Origin of the sequence: Tardibacter chloracetimidivorans, assembly GCF_001890385.1 — a bacterium.
Lineage (GTDB): Bacteria > Pseudomonadota > Alphaproteobacteria > Sphingomonadales > Sphingomonadaceae > Tardibacter > Tardibacter chloracetimidivorans.
In genome coordinates this window covers 546,418-562,120 of record NZ_CP018221.1, presented here as the reverse complement: position 1 = coordinate 562,120, position 15,703 = coordinate 546,418, and the positions used below count along the sequence as shown (strand labels likewise).

Here is a 15,703-nt window from a genome sequence, read left to right as displayed (position 1 = left end):
AGCCTATGAGCCGATCAACCTATCTCATCGCGCTTGGGTCCAACCGCCGCCATGTCCGCCACGGCGGGCCGGATGCGGTTGTTCGCGCCGCCGTCCGCGCGATGGCGAAAAAGGGCATGAAGCTGAAGCGTCTTTCCGGCACACATCATACGCGCGCGCTCGGCCCGGCGGGGCGGGATTTCGCGAATGCCGCGGCGCTGGTGAAATCGCACCTCAGCCCGCCCGAACTGCTGCGCAAGCTGAAGAAGATCGAGCGCAAGTTCGGGCGTCGCTCCGTCCGCCGCTGGGGGCCAAGGGTGCTCGATCTCGACATCATCCTCTGGTCCGGCGGGGCCTGGCCGAGCCGCCTGCGCTGGAAGGCGACGCGGCATCTGGCGGTGCCCCATCGCGCCATGGCGGCGCGCGCGTTCGTCCTTGCCCCCGCCGCAGAAATCGCGCCGCGATGGCGCCATCCACTGAACGGGCTGAGCGTTCGCCAGATGCTCGCGCGGCTCGGCAAATCCAGAGATTGACCCGGCCGGATCGCCTGCCGAGAAGCCCCACATTCCGCCACAAGGCGCGGGCCCATAGCTCAGTCGGTCGAGCAACTGACTTTTAAGCTGCTATTCGGTCGCGATTTTATCGTGGAAAACCGTCCCCGGTCAGATCAACCCTCGCGCGAGCCAGAGATCAGGCGGGCGCTGCGCATCCTCGAGGCGATCGGCGCTGGCGACAGCAGCATCGAAAGCAGCGTTTTGCGAAAGCCAGACCTTGCCCCCGAGGTTTTCAAGGAGATGGGACCGCTCGAGCGCGTCCATGACCGGACCCTTCACCTCCGAAAGGTGCAGGCTCACTCCGGCGTCGGCAAGCCGGTGGTTGATCGCCTCAAGGCTCTCGAGAGCCGAGGCATCGATGGCATTCACGGCCGAGCACATCAGGACGAGGTGCTTCAACTGCTCATGTTCCGCCACCTGCTCGAGCACGAACTCCTCCAGCCAGCGCGCGTTCAAATAGGTCAGGCTCTCGTCGATGCGGATGGTCAGCACCCTGGGATCGGTGAAGACCTTGTGTCGCCTGACGTTGCGGAAATGCTCGGTCTCCGGCACCCGGCCCACGATCGCCGCATGGGGCCGCGACGCGCGCCACAGAAACAGCGCGAGGCTGAGGCCGACACCGGCGATCACCCCGGATTCTACCCCGGCAATCAGGGTGATGAAAATGGTCGCCATCATCGCCGCGAAGTCCGTTCGCGAATAGCGCCAGATCTCGGCCGGACTTTTCAAGTCGACGAGGCTGAGCACCGCAACGATGATCGTTGCCGCAAGCGTTGCGACAGGAAGAGAGGCAAGCAGCGGTGTCAGGAACAGCGCGGCCACCAGGATGCCGCCGGCGGTGAATACGCCGGCCGCTGGCGTCTCCGCTCCGGCATCGAAGTTGACGACAGAACGGGCAAAGCCACCAGTGACGGGATAGCCGCCGGTGAAGGCGGCGGCGACATTGGCGGAACCCAGCCCGATCAGTTCCTGGTCCGGGTCGATCCTCTGCCGCTTCTTCGCGGCGAGTGTCTGGGCTACGGAGACGCTTTCGACAAAACCTATCACCGACAGCAGAAGCGCCGGGATCGCCAATCGTCCCCACAGCTCGGCATCGAACAGCGGCACAGTGAAGGGTGGGAGGCTTTGCGGGATCTCCCCGACGACCTTCACGCCCGCTTCCTCCAGCCCCAGCGCAACCACGGCCAGGGTGGAAGCCGCCACCGCGGCGATCGGTCCGGTCTTGGCGAGAAGGTCTGCCGGCCTTGGAGCCATCCCTGCGCGCACCAGCAGCGGCTTCAGCCCCTTGCGCACCCAGAACAGGAAGGCCGTCGCAGCGACGCCGATTGCCAGGGTGGGCAGATGCGTTGCAGGCAGGTTGCCAACCAGCGTATCGATCAGTTCGGGCAAGGTCTCGCCCGAGGCGGACACACCTAGGATCGACTTGAACTGACTGAACGCAATGATGATGCCGCTCGCTGTGATGAAACCCGACACGACGGGATGCGAGAGCAGATTGGCAAGAAAGCCGAGCCGCAGCACACCCATCAGCAGCAGAATCAAGCCGGATAGCAGCGCAAGCACGAGCGCGGCAGCAACGAACTCCGCCGTGCCGGGCGACGCGACGCTCCCGGCCGCGGCCAGGGTCATAAGCGAGATCACCGCGACCGGGCCCACAGCAAGGGCCCGGCTGGTGCCGAAAATGGCGTACGCGATCAGCGGAGCGATCGAGGCATAGAGACCTACCTCGGGTGGAAGTCCGGCGAGCATCGCGTAGGCGAGGCTCTGCGGTATCAGCATGACGGTGACAATCGCAGCCGCCACGAGATCGCTGGTCAGCGTCGAGCGATCATAGGCGCGCGCCCAGCCCAGCATCGGCAGGTAGCGAGCCACACCAGTCATCTATCTCAGCCGCCAATCATGTGCGGCTTGACCATCCACTCGCGGCCCTTGAGCATCGCATGCCAGTAAACCGGCGGCAGGATCGTTTTCTTGAGGAGCCAGGAAAGGCGCGACGGCCGCGCTCCGTCGATCAACCAGGTGGGGAAGCTCGGCAGCGGCTTGCCGCCGTACCCGAACTCCGCCAGCACGATTTTCCCCTGCTCGACGGTGAGCGGGCAGCTGCCATAGCCGTCGTAATCGGCCACCGGCTCCCGGCCGTCGAGCGTGGCAAGGGCGTTGACCGCCACCACCGGTGCCTGCTTGCGTACTGCCGCCGCGGTCTTGGCATTGGAGGCCGAGCAGGCGTCGCCCAAGGCAAAGACATTGGGGTAGCGCGGATGGCGCAACGTCGCTTCGCTCACCTCTATGAAGCCGGAAGGGGCCGCCAGGGGACTGGATCGCACGAAATCGGGCGCGGTTTGCGGCGGCACGACATGGATCATGTCGAACCGCTCTTCGACCCGCGTGAGTTGATCACCGCGCTTCTGTTCAAATGTTGCGATCCGGGCTTCTCCGTCGATGGCGACCAGTCTGGATTCCAAGTTAAGATGCGCACCGTAGCGCTCGATATATTCCATAAGCGCCGGAACATAGATTGGCACACCGAACAGCACGGCACCGGCGGTGTGGAACTGCACGTCGATGTCCTTGAGGACTCCGGCGCGCTCCCAGATGTTGCACGAGAGGTACATGGCCTTCTGTGGTGCACCAGCGCACTTGATCGGCATGACCGGCTGCGTGAACAGCGCGCGGCCGCCCTTGAGCTCCGTTACCAGGCGGTGGGTATAGGGAGCGAAATCGTAGCTGTAGTTCGAGGTGACGCCGTTGCGCCCCAGCGTGTCCCGCAAACCCGGGATCGCATCCCAGTCCAGCTTGATGCCCGGACAGGCGATCAGCACGCGGTAGGACAGGTTTCTGCCATCGCAGAGCAGCACCTTGTTCTCGTCAGGGGCAAATCCGCTGGCCGACGCCTTGATCCATTTTGCGCCCTCCGGGATCAGCCTTGCTTCCGCCCGCCGGGTGAACTCCCGGTTGAAGATACCGGCGCCCACCATTGTCCAGCCGGGCTGGTAATAGTGCGCTTCGCTCGGCTCGACGATTGCCAAGCTAAGCCCGGGATTGCGCCTCAGAATGCTGGCTGCAGTTGCGATGCCCGCGCTGCCGCCACCGACGATGACGATGTCGTAAGTATCTCCCTCGGCGTCTGGGGGGGCGCAGGCACCCGCCATTTCCGCCAGCTTCCTGGATCGCGCTCCCGATCGGCAGTAGGCCAGCACCGGGGCAGGCAGTTCCTCGAGCGCCCGCTTCATGGCAAGCCCGTCCTGGCCCGTAATGGACCCCGACACGGCCGGAACATGCGCAAATCCAAGGCCGCCGCGCCTCGCCGCCGCGCCGATTTCCTGCGCGGCGGGTTGCCCCTGATCTTCCCCATCCGGCCGATTGCAGATGATCGAGCGGAAACCGGCGGCAGCTATCTCTTCCACCTCGTCAGGGCGAATCTGCGGGGAGGTGCTCAGGCGTGACGTCAGCTTGGTAAACTTCATGCCACTTACTCCGGAACTGCTTGCCGGCGCAGCGGCTTGGCAGCGATGAACCGCTGAATGCCCATGCCCGCGAGCATGGCAACGACGAAAGGCAGGACACTGAGCGGCGACAGGGCCAGCGACGCAACCGCCGGGCCGGGACAAAGGCCCGCGAGGCCCCAGCCGACGCCGAACAGGATCGAACCCGTTATCAGGCGTCCGTCGAGATCCTTGCGGTCGGGCAGCGAAAATCGCTCGGCGAAGATCGGCGTCCCCATCCGGCTGCGGATTCGCCATGCCACCGCCATCACGAGCACCGCGCTGCCCATGACGAAGGCCAGCGTCGGATCCCATGCGCCGAAGACGTCGAGGAAGCCCCGCACGCGGGCAGGATTGGTCATTCCGGAGAGGGTGAGGCCGGCGCCGAACAATGTCCCCGAGACGAGCGGCGGAAGAAGTTTCCTTACAAGCGACATGTCACCCTCCGATCATCGATTGGATGAACACCGTTACGATACCGGCCGCGATGAACGACAGGGTTGCAACGATCGACCGCTGAGACAATCGGCTCACGCCGCAGACCCCGTGCCCGCTCGTGCAACCGCTGCCCATGCGGGTGCCGAATCCCACCAGCGCTCCGGCCACCACCAGCACCGGCCACGCGGCAAAATCGGCCGGCTCCCAACGGGTGGTCAGAGCGATCAGGAGTGCGCCCAGCGGAAGCCCGACAAGGAATCCCCAGGCGCTGGACATCTCCATGTCGCCTGGCGCGATTCCGGTGCCGCGGGCAAGAATGCCCGACACCCCTGCGATGCGGCCGGCGCCGAGCAGCATCAGCGCTGCGGCCAGGCCGATGAGCACGCCGCCGGCAAGGCCGTGCAGCGGCTGGGCGTCGGGAAAGCCGGGGAGCATCATAGCACGTCCACCGGCAGCTTGAGGTAAGACACACCGTTTTCCTCGGGCTGGGGCATGTGCCCGCCGCGCATGTTGACCTGGATCGAAGGCAGGATGAGGCGCGGCATCTCCAGAGTCGCGTCACGCTGGGTGCGCATCTCCACGAACTCGGCTTCGGTCACGCCTTCATGCACGTGGACGTTTGCGGTGCGTTGGGCGAGCATGGTCGTCTCCCACACGAAATGATCCCGATTGGGCGCCTTGTAATCGTGACACAGGAACACTCGGGTTTTGTCGGGAAGGCGCATCAGGCGACGTACCGAGCGATAGAGCCTGGCGGCATCCCCGCCCGGGAAGTCGGCGCGAGCCGAGCCATAGTCGGGCATGAACATGGTGTCGCCGATGAACGCGGCGTCGCCCACCACATAGGCGAGATCGGCAGGGGTATGCCCCGGCACGTGAAGCGCGATCAGCGGGATCTCGCCTATCATCAGCTGTTCGCCGTCGGCAACGAGCTGGTCGAACTGCGAACCGTCGCGCGCGAACTCGGTGCCTTCGTTGAATATCTTCCCGAACACACCCTGGACGGTGACGATTTCCCGACCGATGACGAGCTTGCCGCCAAGCTTTTCCTGAAGATAGGGCGCGGCCGAAAGGTGATCGGCATGGGCATGGGTCTCGAGAATCCAGTCGACCGTGAGGCCCTGTTCCCGAACATGGGCAACGATCTCGTCGGCGGACTTGAAGCTCGTCCTTCCGGAGGGCTGATCGAAGTCCCACACGCTGTCGATGATCGCCGCCCGCTTTGCGACAGGATCACTGACCACGTAACTTGCGGTGAAGGTCGGCTCATGGAAAAATGACTTCACCTGTGGCGCGCGCAAATCTCCAGCCATTACACTCCGGACTTGAGCGATCGCCTGCTCAATAACGGTGTCGTTGGTCATTGCTCGTCTCCAATCGGCTTGGCACCGGTAGCTTCGCGCCCAGTTCCGGAAAAAAGATCTTGATGAAGCGTGAGTATCCGCTGCGCACGCGGATCGCATATACGGTAATATACGCTCTGCGCTTCCTTGCGGGTCGCCACGAGCCCCTCCTCGCAGGTTCGGGAACGCGCAGAAGCGCCTTCAGGCCCAGTGGCGGGATATGACCTGCGCAGGGCACTTGTGGGCGGCGTGCACCATTTCACAATCCAAAGGGCCAGGTTTCAGGTGCTCCATGCGGGCGTTCATGGCCCAGGGGCGTGACGGCGCTCGTCTGCTCGAACCAAACCCAGGCGTCGAACTGTTCGGCCATGACCGCCTCGAAATAATGGCTCGCGCGTTCGGTTTCGGGCCGATAGACAACCCCGATCGCGCGTTCCAGCAATGGCTGGGAAAGCCGCGACACCAACTCGCTTCCTCCCCTGTGGCGCCAGTCGGTCAGGCTGCGGGCGATGCCGGTGCGGCGGAAAGCGTGCTCGTAGCTGTCGGCGCGCGCCGGCCGCACGGTCTTGATCTGCATATCCGCGCCCCAGTCACTCGCCGCCGCGACCGTGCCGGTATCGGTGCCGAAGCCGATCAGCACCGCTTCATCGCCATGCGCCATTCGGCAGAGCTCGCCGATGTTGAACTCGCCCTGCCACCCCATGGCCGTTGCCGCGGCATTGCCGATATGGCTGTTATGGGCCCAGACCACCGCTTTTGCGCCATCGCCCCGATGCGCAAGAAGCGCCTGGAGCGTTTCGAACATGTGCCGGTCGCGCAGGTTCCAGCTCTCGGTCGAGCTGCGGTACATGGCACGGTAATAGCGTTCGGCGGCGCGAACGATCCGGGCGTTCTGCATGGCGTCGAACCAGCTCTCGCCGTCCTGCTCGAGATAGTCGAGCCTGGAAGAGAGCATTGCGCGCAGCTGTTCCACCGCACGATCCTCGCAGCTTGGGCGCCCTTCCAGCATGACGGCCCTTCCGTAATGGGCCGGTTCGTCCTGCCACGGCGTCAGGCAGCCATAGCGCTGCCGTGCAATTTCCGCCGCCTTCGCATCGACCTTGTCCAGATAGGTGAGCACTGCGTGGATCGATTCGCTCAGGCTGTACACGTCCAGACCGTTGAAGGAAACGCGGTCCCCCTCCGCCAGCGATGCGTTGTGGCCCCGCAGCCAGTCGGCAAATTGCAGCACTTCCTGATTGCGCCACATCCAGGTGGGGAAACGCGCGAAGACGTCGCCCCTACGCGGACGCGGCGCCTGATGCCGCACATAATCGTCTATCCGCGCGGCGTCCGGCCAATCGGCCTCCACCGCCACGACGTTGAAGCCATGTCGTTCGACAAGACGCCGCGTGATCGCGGCGCGCGCCAGATAAAATTCGGACGTGCCGTGCGTCGCCTCGCCAAGCAGGACCACGCGCGCGTCGCCGTAGCGGTCGAAAAAAGCTCCGAACTCCTCGGCCGGTTGGGGTGCGGGCAAAGGCTCCGCCCGGGCGCGGAGCACTTCGATCAGTTCGGCCGGCGCCTGGCGCGCGATGCGATCATAGGTGAACGACTTTGCCATGAGCTTGCCTTGTGGTGGAAAAGGGCTGCCGCAATGTCTGTGCGACCATGGTCCTCCGGAAGACTGCCGTCCATAAGGGCAAATCCGGATAGCGGCTTTTCAAATGAAGCACATTAAAGGCGATCCGGTTCGCCATTCCTGCATGAACTCTACTCACCCAAGGCAAATCGCGTTAACCTATCGCTTTGGCGACGAGTTGGTTTCGATTCATGGATGAGACGAAGAAGCGGCTCTCCGACAGCAAGGCCGACGCCGGCGAAGCCATTCGCCAGCCGGATATCGTCGCGGATGAGCTTAATCTTCTGATCGACGGCGCGCTTGGCTATGCCATTTACATGCTCGATCCAAACGGCAAGGTCACGATCTGGAACGAAGGCGCAAGACGCCTGAAAGGCTGGCCGGAAGCGGAGGTGATCGGAAAGGACGCCGCCCTGTTCTATCCGGTGGAAGCGGTTGCGCAGGGAAAGCCGCAGGAGGACCTTGCCGCCGCGCGCCGCCTCGGGCGCTTTTCGGCGGAAGACTGGCGGCGGCGCAAGGATGGTTCGGAGTTTCTGGCGCATGTCACCATCACGCCGCTTTATGACGATAGCGGCAGGCTGCGCGGCTATGGCAAGGTCGTTCGGGACATAACCGAGGAAAGGGCGGCCGAGCGGCGACAGGCGCAAAGCGAGGCCCATGTCCGCTCGATATTGTCGACCGTGCCGGACCCCATGGTGGTGATCGACGATCACGGCGCAATATTGTCGTTCAGCACCGCCGCCGAACGGCTGTTCGGATATGTCGAGGAAGAAGTGGTGGGCAAGAATGTATCGATGCTGATGCCCTCGCCCTACCGCGAACAGCATGACGGCTATCTTCAGCGCTACCTGCGTACGGGGGAAAAGCACATCATCGGCATCGGACGCGTGGTCACCGGCCAAAAGCGGGACGGCACGACATTTCCGATGGAGCTTTCGGTCGGCGAGGCGACCAGCGATCAGCGCATCTTCACCGGCTTTATCCGCGACCTGACCGAGCGGCAGCGGGCGGAGGAGAAAATGGAAGAGTTGCGGGCCAGCCTCATTCATGCCGCCCGCGTAAGTGCAATGGGAACGATGGCGTCCACCCTGGCGCATGAGCTGAACCAGCCCATCACCGCCGTGAACAATTATGTCGAGGGCGTACGGGACATGCTTCCCGACGCTGACGCGCTCATCAGGGAAGCGCTTGACGACGCCTCAAGGGAAGCGCTCAGGGCGGGCGACATCGTCCACCGTCTGCGCGATTTCGTGGCCCATGGCGAAGTCGGCCGGAACCTCGAGAATCTTCCGGCGCTGATCGGGGAAGCCGTCGCGCTGGGCGCGATCGGCGCGCGCGGCGGCGGTGTCGAGGTTCGGACCGATCTGGATCCGGCGGCCAGACTCGTTCTGGTCGACAAGGTGCAGACGCAGCAGGTGCTGATCAATCTCATCCGCAACGCGATGGAGGCGATGAGTGGCTCGCCCGTGCGACAGCTCGTCATATCAAGCCGCATACAGGACCGGCAGTTCGTGCGGGTCTCGGTCGAGGACAGTGGGCCAGGCGTTCCAAAGGCGATCGCGGAGAATCTGTTCCGCGCATTTGTCAGCACCAAGGCGCAGGGCATGGGGCTGGGCCTTTCCATCTGCCGGACGATCATCGAGGCCAATGGCGGGCGGATATGGCTGGAACCTCGCTCCGGTGGCGGCTCGATTTTTCATTTCACACTGGCGCGCGTGGAGGGGGAGGGGGTCGATGAGCGGTAAGGGGATCGTGCATCTGGTGGACGATGAGGAATCGCTGCGCCGATCGACGAGCTTTGTTCTCAAGACTTCGGGATACGGCGTCGTCACCTATGAATCCGGCCCGGCCTTCCTGCAGCAGGTCGCGCATGCCGAGCCGGGCTGCGTTCTTCTGGACGTGCGCATGCCGGAGCTTGACGGCCTTGAGGTGCAGCGTGCGCTGCATGAACGTGGCGTCGCGATGCCGGTCATCGTCTTCACCGGCCATGGCGATATCTCGATCGCCGTCCAGGCGATGAAGCAGGGGGCGGTGGATTTCATCGAAAAGCCTTTCGAGAAGGCGACGTTGCTCGGGAGCCTTGAATCGGCGTTCGATCGGTTGCGCGACAGGCACAGGCAGGCCGCCGCGGCGTCCGAGGCGTCGGTGCGTATCGCTGCGCTGACCGGCCGTGAACGCGATGTGCTTGCCGGGCTGACGCGGGGGCATCCCAACAAGACGATCGCCTATGACCTGGGCATTTCGCCTCGCACCGTGGAAGTGCACCGGGCCAATCTGATGCAGAAGCTTGAGGTGCGCAGCCTGTCCGATGCGCTGCGTATCGCCTTTGCCGCAGGCCTTGCGGACGACGATCCATCTGTATGACTACGTAATGACCTGAGCCACCCCGATGGCAGTATGCGCGTATGAGGCGCGACTGGCATGTTGATGATCGATCGGGATGAAGGGCTCTGGCATCCAAAGATCCTGTTGGCGGAGGATGACACGGCCGTCCGGCGTTCCCTCCAGCTCCTGCTGCTGGGCCAAAATCTGGATGTCCGCTCCTATGCGACCAGCTCGGAGCTTATCGCCGATGAGACCAACCGCGACGCGCTTTGCCTCATTTCCGACTATCGGATGCCCGGGCTGGACGGCATTTCCCTGCTCCGTCAGATGCGGTTTCTCGGTTGGGGCGGGCGGGCGGCCCTGATCACCGCCTATCGCTCCCCCAAGCTTGAGGCAGAGGCGGCTTTGACCGGCTATGAACTGATCATCGACAAGCCTGTCCGGGGACAGCACCTTCTGGATACTGTTTCTCGATTGACGGCCCGACCGACGATCGAGTCCGGAGAGGGCTGATGCGCTTCATGACGGCGATGCAGATCGACGCGCCGGGCAGGCCGTTGCGGCGCGTCCAGCGCCCGGTCCCGACGCCGGGCCGGAATGAATTGCTCATCAGGGTGTCGGCGTGCGGTGTCTGCCGGACGGACCTGCATGTGCTCGACGGAGAGATCGCGGCCAGCTACCCCATCATCCCGGGGCACGAGATTGTGGGAGAAGTGCTTGAGGTCGGCGCGGAGGTCGAGGGATTTTCGCCCGGGCAACGTGTCGGCGTTCCCTGGCTTGGCCATAGTTGCGGGGTCTGTCCCTATTGCCTGTCGGACCGGGAAAATCTCTGCGATCATCCGGAGTTCACCGGCGCCACGCGGGATGGCGGCTATGCTACCCATGTCGTTGCGGACGCGCATTTCTGCTTTGCGCCGCCGTCGCGTTTTTCCGATGTGGAGGCGGCCCCCCTGCTTTGCGCAGGCCTGATCGGCTGGCGCGCGCTGCGAATGGCAGGCGACGGCAGACGCATCGGACTTTACGGCTTTGGCGCGGCCGCGCATATCCTCGCGCAGATCGTCGCCTGGCAGGGGCGTGAAGTCTATGCCTTCACGAAGGAAGGCGATGAGGGCGGGCAGCAATTCGCGCGGTCGCTGGGGTGCCGCTGGGCGGGCGGGTCGACCGACCTGCCGCCCGAAAAACTGGATGCCGCGATCATATTCGCGCCGGTCGGCTCCCTCGTTCCCGCAGCGCTGAAGGCGGTTCGCAAGGGCGGCAAGGTGGTGTGCGCGGGCATTCACATGAGCGATATTCCCGGCTTCCCCTATGCCGATCTGTGGGGTGAACGCCAGATCGTCTCGGTCGCCAACCTCACGCGGGACGATGGGCTGTCATTCTTCGATGTCGCCGAACAGGCGCCCATCCGCACGGTCACGGAAACATTCGCGCTTGAAGAAGCGAATATCGCGCTGGAGCGGCTGAGGTCCGGACGGCTCACGGGCGCGGCGGTTCTGATCCCCGGCCGATAGGAACATGACTATTGGAGAGCGCACCTGTCCTCGTCGCTCCCCGCCTTCACGGGCCGCGGATCACGGCCGTAGATGTCCGGGAAAAACCTGATCCCGCCCAGATCGTCCGGTTCCGCGGTGAAATAGGTCACATAGACCGGAATCTGGCGGTCGAGCGGCACCGTCAACGTATGGCCCGCCGCGACAAGCGCATCCACCTTTTTCCTGTTCCAGTCGGACTGCGCTTCGAGCAGAGCGGTCGCAAGGCCCAGTGCATCCCCCACCCGAACGCATCCATGGCTGAAGGCTCGCACATCGCGTTCGAACAGCGATTGCGCGGGCGTGTCGTGCAAATAGATGCTGTACGGATTGGGCATCACCAGCTTCATCCGACCAAGGGCGTTCTGGGGGCCGGGCCGCTGGCGGTAACGCCCGTCCTGCACGACATAACCCCTGCGGGCGGCTTCGGCGGGTCTGGTTCGCACCAGCTTGCCGACGCTTTCGGCGACGATGCTTTCCGGTATCTCCCACCAGGGGTTGAAGGTTACGCCGGTGACCTGCGCCGCAAATACGGGCGTCGGTGTTTTCGTCTTGCCGACGATCACCTGCCAGCGGCCGAGGCGCTGGTTGTTCTGCCACAGCGTCGCCTCGAAAGCAGCCGCATTGACGACCAGATAACGTGCGCCGAGCGCCCGGGGCATCCAGCGCCAGCGATCGAGGTTCGCGGCAATAGCGGCGCGGCGGTCGGGATCGGTCTCGGACGCATAGGCGCGCGCCAGCGCCAGATAATCGGGATGGATCGGCCGCGCCTCGGCGAACAACGCGTCGATTTCACCCCGCCCGACCGCGTCGGCGACCGCCGCCTCGGCATCTTGTCGCTTCTCTTGTCCGATCCTCCAATAGGCGGGGGCCTCATCCTGACAGCATCCTGTCCGATGGGCCTTGAGCAGACGGACGGCCGCGGCCGTGGCGGCCTGATCGACCAGTCCGGAATCATGCTGCGCGAGGGCGGCGCGCACCTTGCCCGCCTCCCTTGCCGCCGGCTCAAGCCCTTCACTGCCGGAGGATTGGAGGCGGCCGAGAAGCTGCCGCACTTGTTCGCCATTCCAGTGAGGCGTACCGGCAGCGGCGGCGGCAGGGAGGAGAAGGGCGAGCAGAAGCAGAAAAGTTCTTTTCATCGGCAGGTTTATCGCTGTCCGCGATACCGTGGACAATAGGGACTTTCCCGAAGTGGCTAGGGTCAGGACCCTCGTAATGTTCCTTAATGAACGCATTGCCATTCCGGTCCAACATCGCCCTCGACTCCGAAAGGATATTCGAGGGAGACGAAGATGAAGAACGTGCTGCTTCTGGTTCATGACGATTCCGGCCAGGAAGCCAGGCTTCAATGCGCGCTTGACCTGACCCGCGCCTTGTCCGGCCATTTGTTCTGCATGGATGTTGTTCAGGTGCCGGTGCTTGTCGGGGCCGAGTTCGGAGCGGCGCAGGCCCAGGCAATGCTGCTGGAGGACACGCGCGAAACCGAAGCTGCAAATGAAAGGAAGATCAAGGCGCGGCTGACGGTTGAAGATATCGCCTGGAACTGGCGGAATGGCGTGGGTGACATGGCGCCTCTTCTGATCGAGGCTTCAAACCTTGTGGATGTGCTGGTGCTCAACACCGCCTTGCCCTCCGGTTCGGGGCCGGACATGAGGTGGATCATCTCCTCTGTGGTCACGGAAAGCGGCAAGCCGGTGCTTGCGGTGCCGCCCGCCACCAAAAAGCTGGACGTCACCGGCGAGGCGCTGGTCGCGTGGAACGGCTCGCCCCCTGTGGCCGAGACGCTGCGGGCGGCGGTTCCGCTTCTCTCGCTCGCGGCCGGCGTCAAGATACTCCAGATCGGCGAGGCCGAAGGCGAAACCGCCGAAGAGGCGGCGGCCTATCTGTCGCGCCACGGCATTCACGCTAGGATCGAGCGCCAGGATGCTTCAGTCGACGGCGGCAGCGATGGCGAGAGATTGCTGGCCTACTGCCGGTCTATCGAGCCCGCATATTGCGTGATGGGCGCTTATGGACATGGGCGGATCAGGGAAAGCCTGTTTGGTGGCGTCACCCGACTCCTGTTGAGAGATTCGCCTGTGCCACTGTTCATTGGCCGGTGATTGGAAGGTGAGCGATGATCTTTCGTGACAGACAGGACGCAGGGCAACAGCTTGCGCGCCGACTTCGGCATCTTGCGAACGAGCATCCGCTTGTTCTGGCCTTGCCCCGTGGCGGCGTTCCCGTCGCATTCGAGATCGCAACCGCGCTGAAAGCGGATCTCGATCTGCTGTTCGTCAGAAAGCTGGGCGCGCCCGGTCATGAGGAACTTGGATTGGGCGCGGTCGTCGACGGTGCCGACCCGCAGCTCGTCCTCAACGAGGATATCGTTCGCGATCTCGCCCCCAGCCCCAATTATCTGCACGCGGAAATGCAGCGGCAGCTCGCCGAAATCACACGGCGGCGCGAGATATACATGCACGGCATCCCGCCGATCGACGTCGCCCGGCGCACCGTGATCCTGGTGGACGACGGCATCGCGACGGGGGGCACCGTCCGGGCCGCGCTCAAAGGCCTGCGCAAGCTTGGTCCGGCAAGGCTGATACTGGCGGTGCCGGTTGGCCCACCGGACATGCTGGCAAAGCTTAGACAGGAATGCGACGAGCTTGTCTGCCTGGCCGAGCCCGCACCCTTTTTCGCGGTCGGCGCGCATTACGGCTATTTCGACCAGACCAGCGATGAAGAGGTCGTGCGGCTGCTGCAACAAGCCCGGCTGGAGAAGGCGGGAAGCGCCGCAGCCCGATGACCGGCTCCCCCGTCATGGTCACCCCTGGCGGGCTTGCAGCAGGGTGTTGACCATCACCCAGAAGCCGGGCCAGCGACCGAGCGCGATCAGGATGCCAATAGAGCAGAGCGCGACCAGCCCGAGCAGGCCCGCGCCCACCAGCATCTTCCCGCGTCGCTCTCCGGTCATATCAGCCTCAGCGACAGCCGCGCGGCTTCAAGCGTCCTTTCAAAAGCGCCCGAGGCATCGATGGAGACCCAGCCGTCCAGCCGCCCGATGGCGTATGCAGACTGCGTCCGCGCAATTATGACGTCGGCATCGGATGCGTCGCTTGTGCGGGCAAGAACGCGTTCGACACGCCGTTCTTCTTCCGTCGCCAACCATATACCGGTGAAGGTCGTACCAGTATCTCCGGCTACCGCCTCTATGGCTTTTCGTTCGGGCTGCCTTGCGAACACCGCATCGGCGACGGCTGAATGTCCATGCCCCAGCGCGTCGACCGTGAGCGAGCGCAGCAGCCCGTAAGCCTGAGCATTGGCCGCCAGCGAATAGCGACTTTCATCAAGCGATGTTTCGGGAGCAACACCCGCCAAGCGCTTCCGCAACACGTCGCTGCGGAATATGCGTGCGCCGGGAGCCCTGCCAAGCTCATGCGCAAGCGACGCCGCCAGGGTCGACTTGCCCGAACCTGAAAGGCCGCCAATGGCGACGAGCCGGGGCTCGACCGGCTCGACCAGTTCGGACGCGAGCCTCAGATAGGCCTGCGCCTGTGCGGCAAGCTCCTTGTTTCCTGCCCCCTGCGCCTGAAGCGCAAGGACATGGGTGAGCACCGCCGCGCGCATCGAAAGGAACAAGGGCAGCAGCGGCAAGCCTGCCTCGTCCTCCGGTGAAAGGTCGAAATAGCGGTTGAAGACAAGGTTCGCTTCCTTCCGACATCCGTAATGCCAAAGGTCCATCAGAAGAAACGCCAGATCGTACAGCACATCGACCGTCGCTAGATCGGGGCTGAACTCCAGACAATCGAACGGAACCGCCTCGCCGTCGATCATCGCGATGTTGGTGAGGTGCAGATCGCCATGCCCATGACGGACGCGCCCCATCCGCCGCCGCTCTTCCAGCAACGGCGCAAGGCTTCGCCACAAGGTGCGATGCTGACCGGCAAGATCGCGGACGAGGGTGCGGTCCAGAATGTCGGGAAACTTCCGCATGCTTGAGACATTGCCCTCGATAACCTCCAGAAGGGCGAGAGCGGCGCCGGGGGAACTGCTCACCTCTACCGATGCGTGAAAGCTGTGGATTCTGTCGCCGAGCCTCCGCAGCACGGCCGGCGGCAGCGGGTTGGCGGCGATGTGCCTGTCCAGCCGCGCATCGTCCGGAAAACGCAGCATCTCGAGCAACCATTCGACCGGACGCCCTTCGCCGTCGAGAGCGAGCCCGCCATCTACGTCGCTGGTGATTGCATGCACGGCGATATAGAGCGCGGATGCGGTTCGCCTGTTGAGCCGCAATTCGGTCTCGAGAGCGGCCTTTCGAAGCTCCAGCCTTGAAAAATCCAGATAGTCGAGATGGACGGCGCGCTTCATCTTCCAGGCGCGATCGCCGACCAGGAAGATGGAGGCGGCATGAGTATCGATCCGTTGCGCTACATCGCCGCCCAGCCCGCCGGTTTCG

At 63.9% G+C, this 15,703-nt stretch carries 16 protein-coding genes; 7 read left to right on the top strand and 9 right to left on the bottom strand.

Annotation, left to right across the window (positions count from 1 at the left end; translation table 11 throughout):
• Window positions 1–5: 5 nt before the first annotated feature.
• The gene (gene folK / locus BSL82_RS02880; protein WP_072595953.1) at window positions 6–512 is read left to right on the top strand and encodes a 2-amino-4-hydroxy-6-hydroxymethyldihydropteridine diphosphokinase; all 507 of its coding nucleotides are present in this window, start codon (window positions 6–8) and stop codon (window positions 510–512) included.
• Window positions 513–641: 129 nt separating this feature from the next.
• On the opposite strand, the gene BSL82_RS02875 is transcribed toward folK, so the two are convergent.
• The 6 genes from BSL82_RS02875 to BSL82_RS02850 form a co-directional block, all read right to left on the bottom strand.
• A complete protein-coding gene (locus BSL82_RS02875) occupies window positions 642–2,414 on the bottom strand; it encodes a SulP family inorganic anion transporter (RefSeq protein WP_072595952.1) in 1,773 nt (590 codons plus the stop codon).
• A 5-nt stretch (window positions 2,415–2,419) separates the two neighbouring features.
• Window positions 2,420–3,997 (bottom strand): bifunctional protein tyrosine phosphatase family protein/NAD(P)/FAD-dependent oxidoreductase, encoded by a 1,578-nt coding sequence (locus tag BSL82_RS02870; protein ID WP_072595951.1) that lies wholly within the window; start codon window positions 3,995–3,997, stop codon window positions 2,420–2,422.
• A gap of 5 nt (window positions 3,998–4,002) precedes the next feature.
• Window positions 4,003–4,452, bottom strand: a complete 450-nt coding sequence (locus BSL82_RS02865; RefSeq protein WP_072595950.1) for a YeeE/YedE family protein — start codon at window positions 4,450–4,452, stop codon at window positions 4,003–4,005.
• 1 nt (window position 4,453) lies between these two features.
• Window positions 4,454–4,891, bottom strand: a complete 438-nt coding sequence (locus tag BSL82_RS02860) for a YeeE/YedE family protein (protein WP_072595949.1) — start codon at window positions 4,889–4,891, stop codon at window positions 4,454–4,456.
• On the bottom strand, window positions 4,888–5,766 hold the full coding sequence (locus tag BSL82_RS02855) for an MBL fold metallo-hydrolase (protein WP_226998684.1): 879 nt from the start codon (window positions 5,764–5,766) through the stop codon (window positions 4,888–4,890). The genes BSL82_RS02860 and BSL82_RS02855 overlap by 4 nt, the downstream gene beginning before the upstream one ends.
• Window positions 5,767–6,055: 289 nt before the next feature.
• On the bottom strand, window positions 6,056–7,399 hold the full coding sequence (locus BSL82_RS02850; protein ID WP_072595947.1) for an erythromycin esterase family protein: 1,344 nt from the start codon (window positions 7,397–7,399) through the stop codon (window positions 6,056–6,058).
• A gap of 209 nt (window positions 7,400–7,608) precedes the next feature.
• Here BSL82_RS02850 and BSL82_RS02845 point away from each other — a divergent pair, with 209 nt between their 5' ends.
• Genes BSL82_RS02845 through BSL82_RS02830 form a run of 4 tightly spaced genes read left to right on the top strand, consistent with a single transcriptional unit; the run spans window position 7,609 to window position 11,250 of the window.
• Window positions 7,609–9,162 carry a PAS domain-containing sensor histidine kinase gene (locus BSL82_RS02845; protein ID WP_072595946.1) on the top strand — a complete coding sequence of 518 codons (1,554 nt, stop codon included), beginning with the start codon at window positions 7,609–7,611 and terminating at the stop codon, window positions 9,160–9,162.
• A complete protein-coding gene (gene fixJ, locus BSL82_RS02840) occupies window positions 9,152–9,781 on the top strand; it encodes a response regulator FixJ (RefSeq protein ID WP_072595945.1) in 630 nt (209 codons plus the stop codon). Before BSL82_RS02845 ends, fixJ begins: the two co-directional genes overlap by 11 nt.
• A 57-nt stretch (window positions 9,782–9,838) precedes the next feature.
• A complete protein-coding gene (locus BSL82_RS02835) occupies window positions 9,839–10,255 on the top strand; it encodes a response regulator (protein ID WP_083579005.1) in 417 nt (138 codons plus the stop codon).
• A complete protein-coding gene (locus BSL82_RS02830) occupies window positions 10,255–11,250 on the top strand; it encodes a zinc-dependent alcohol dehydrogenase family protein (RefSeq protein WP_072595944.1) in 996 nt (331 codons plus the stop codon). Before BSL82_RS02835 ends, BSL82_RS02830 begins: the two co-directional genes overlap by 1 nt.
• An 8-nt stretch (window positions 11,251–11,258) precedes the next feature.
• On the opposite strand, the gene BSL82_RS02825 is transcribed toward BSL82_RS02830, so the two are convergent.
• Window positions 11,259–12,407: a L,D-transpeptidase family protein gene (locus BSL82_RS02825; RefSeq protein WP_158010639.1), complete on the bottom strand. Its 1,149-nt coding sequence runs from the start codon at window positions 12,405–12,407 to the stop codon at window positions 11,259–11,261.
• A gap of 153 nt (window positions 12,408–12,560) precedes the next feature.
• On the opposite strand from BSL82_RS02825, the gene BSL82_RS02820 reads away from it, so the two are divergent.
• Entirely contained in the window at window positions 12,561–13,370 is an 810-nt protein-coding gene (locus tag BSL82_RS02820; RefSeq protein WP_072595942.1) for a universal stress protein, read from the top strand.
• A 14-nt stretch (window positions 13,371–13,384) separates the two neighbouring features.
• Window positions 13,385–14,053 carry a phosphoribosyltransferase gene (locus tag BSL82_RS02815; RefSeq protein ID WP_072595941.1) on the top strand — a complete coding sequence of 223 codons (669 nt, stop codon included), beginning with the start codon at window positions 13,385–13,387 and terminating at the stop codon, window positions 14,051–14,053.
• An 18-nt stretch (window positions 14,054–14,071) separates the two neighbouring features.
• Here the strand turns inward: BSL82_RS02815 and BSL82_RS20285 are convergent, their stop codons facing one another.
• Window positions 14,072–14,221: a hypothetical protein gene (locus BSL82_RS20285; protein WP_158010638.1), complete on the bottom strand. Its 150-nt coding sequence runs from the start codon at window positions 14,219–14,221 to the stop codon at window positions 14,072–14,074.
• Window positions 14,218–15,615, bottom strand: coding sequence for a bifunctional aminoglycoside phosphotransferase/ATP-binding protein (locus BSL82_RS02810; RefSeq protein WP_083579003.1), 1,398 nt, complete (start codon window positions 15,613–15,615; stop codon window positions 14,218–14,220). The genes BSL82_RS20285 and BSL82_RS02810 overlap by 4 nt, the downstream gene beginning before the upstream one ends.
• Window positions 15,616–15,703 lie beyond the last annotated feature (88 nt).

Bases quoted from the DNA above. Each gene is read 5' to 3' on its own strand.
- folK (WP_072595953.1), top strand. From the start codon at position 6: ATGAGCCGATCAACCTATCTCATCGCGCTTGGGTCCAACCGCCGCCAT.
- BSL82_RS02875 (WP_072595952.1), bottom strand. From the start codon at position 2,414: ATGACTGGTGTGGCTCGCTACCTGCCGATGCTGGGCTGGGCGCGCGCC.
- BSL82_RS02870 (WP_072595951.1), bottom strand. From the start codon at position 3,997: ATGAAGTTTACCAAGCTGACGTCACGCCTGAGCACCTCCCCGCAGATT.
- BSL82_RS02865 (WP_072595950.1), bottom strand. From the start codon at position 4,452: ATGTCGCTTGTAAGGAAACTTCTTCCGCCGCTCGTCTCGGGGACATTG.
- BSL82_RS02860 (WP_072595949.1), bottom strand. From the start codon at position 4,891: ATGATGCTCCCCGGCTTTCCCGACGCCCAGCCGCTGCACGGCCTTGCC.
- BSL82_RS02855 (WP_226998684.1), bottom strand. From the start codon at position 5,766: ATGGCTGGAGATTTGCGCGCGCCACAGGTGAAGTCATTTTTCCATGAG.
- BSL82_RS02850 (WP_072595947.1), bottom strand. From the start codon at position 7,399: ATGGCAAAGTCGTTCACCTATGATCGCATCGCGCGCCAGGCGCCGGCC.
- BSL82_RS02845 (WP_072595946.1), top strand. From the start codon at position 7,609: ATGGATGAGACGAAGAAGCGGCTCTCCGACAGCAAGGCCGACGCCGGC.
- fixJ (WP_072595945.1), top strand. From the start codon at position 9,152: ATGAGCGGTAAGGGGATCGTGCATCTGGTGGACGATGAGGAATCGCTG.
- BSL82_RS02835 (WP_083579005.1), top strand. From the start codon at position 9,839: ATGTTGATGATCGATCGGGATGAAGGGCTCTGGCATCCAAAGATCCTG.
- BSL82_RS02830 (WP_072595944.1), top strand. From the start codon at position 10,255: ATGCGCTTCATGACGGCGATGCAGATCGACGCGCCGGGCAGGCCGTTG.
- BSL82_RS02825 (WP_158010639.1), bottom strand. From the start codon at position 12,407: ATGAAAAGAACTTTTCTGCTTCTGCTCGCCCTTCTCCTCCCTGCCGCC.
- BSL82_RS02820 (WP_072595942.1), top strand. From the start codon at position 12,561: ATGAAGAACGTGCTGCTTCTGGTTCATGACGATTCCGGCCAGGAAGCC.
- BSL82_RS02815 (WP_072595941.1), top strand. From the start codon at position 13,385: ATGATCTTTCGTGACAGACAGGACGCAGGGCAACAGCTTGCGCGCCGA.
- BSL82_RS20285 (WP_158010638.1), bottom strand. From the start codon at position 14,221: ATGACCGGAGAGCGACGCGGGAAGATGCTGGTGGGCGCGGGCCTGCTC.
- BSL82_RS02810 (WP_083579003.1), bottom strand. From the start codon at position 15,615: ATGAAGCGCGCCGTCCATCTCGACTATCTGGATTTTTCAAGGCTGGAG.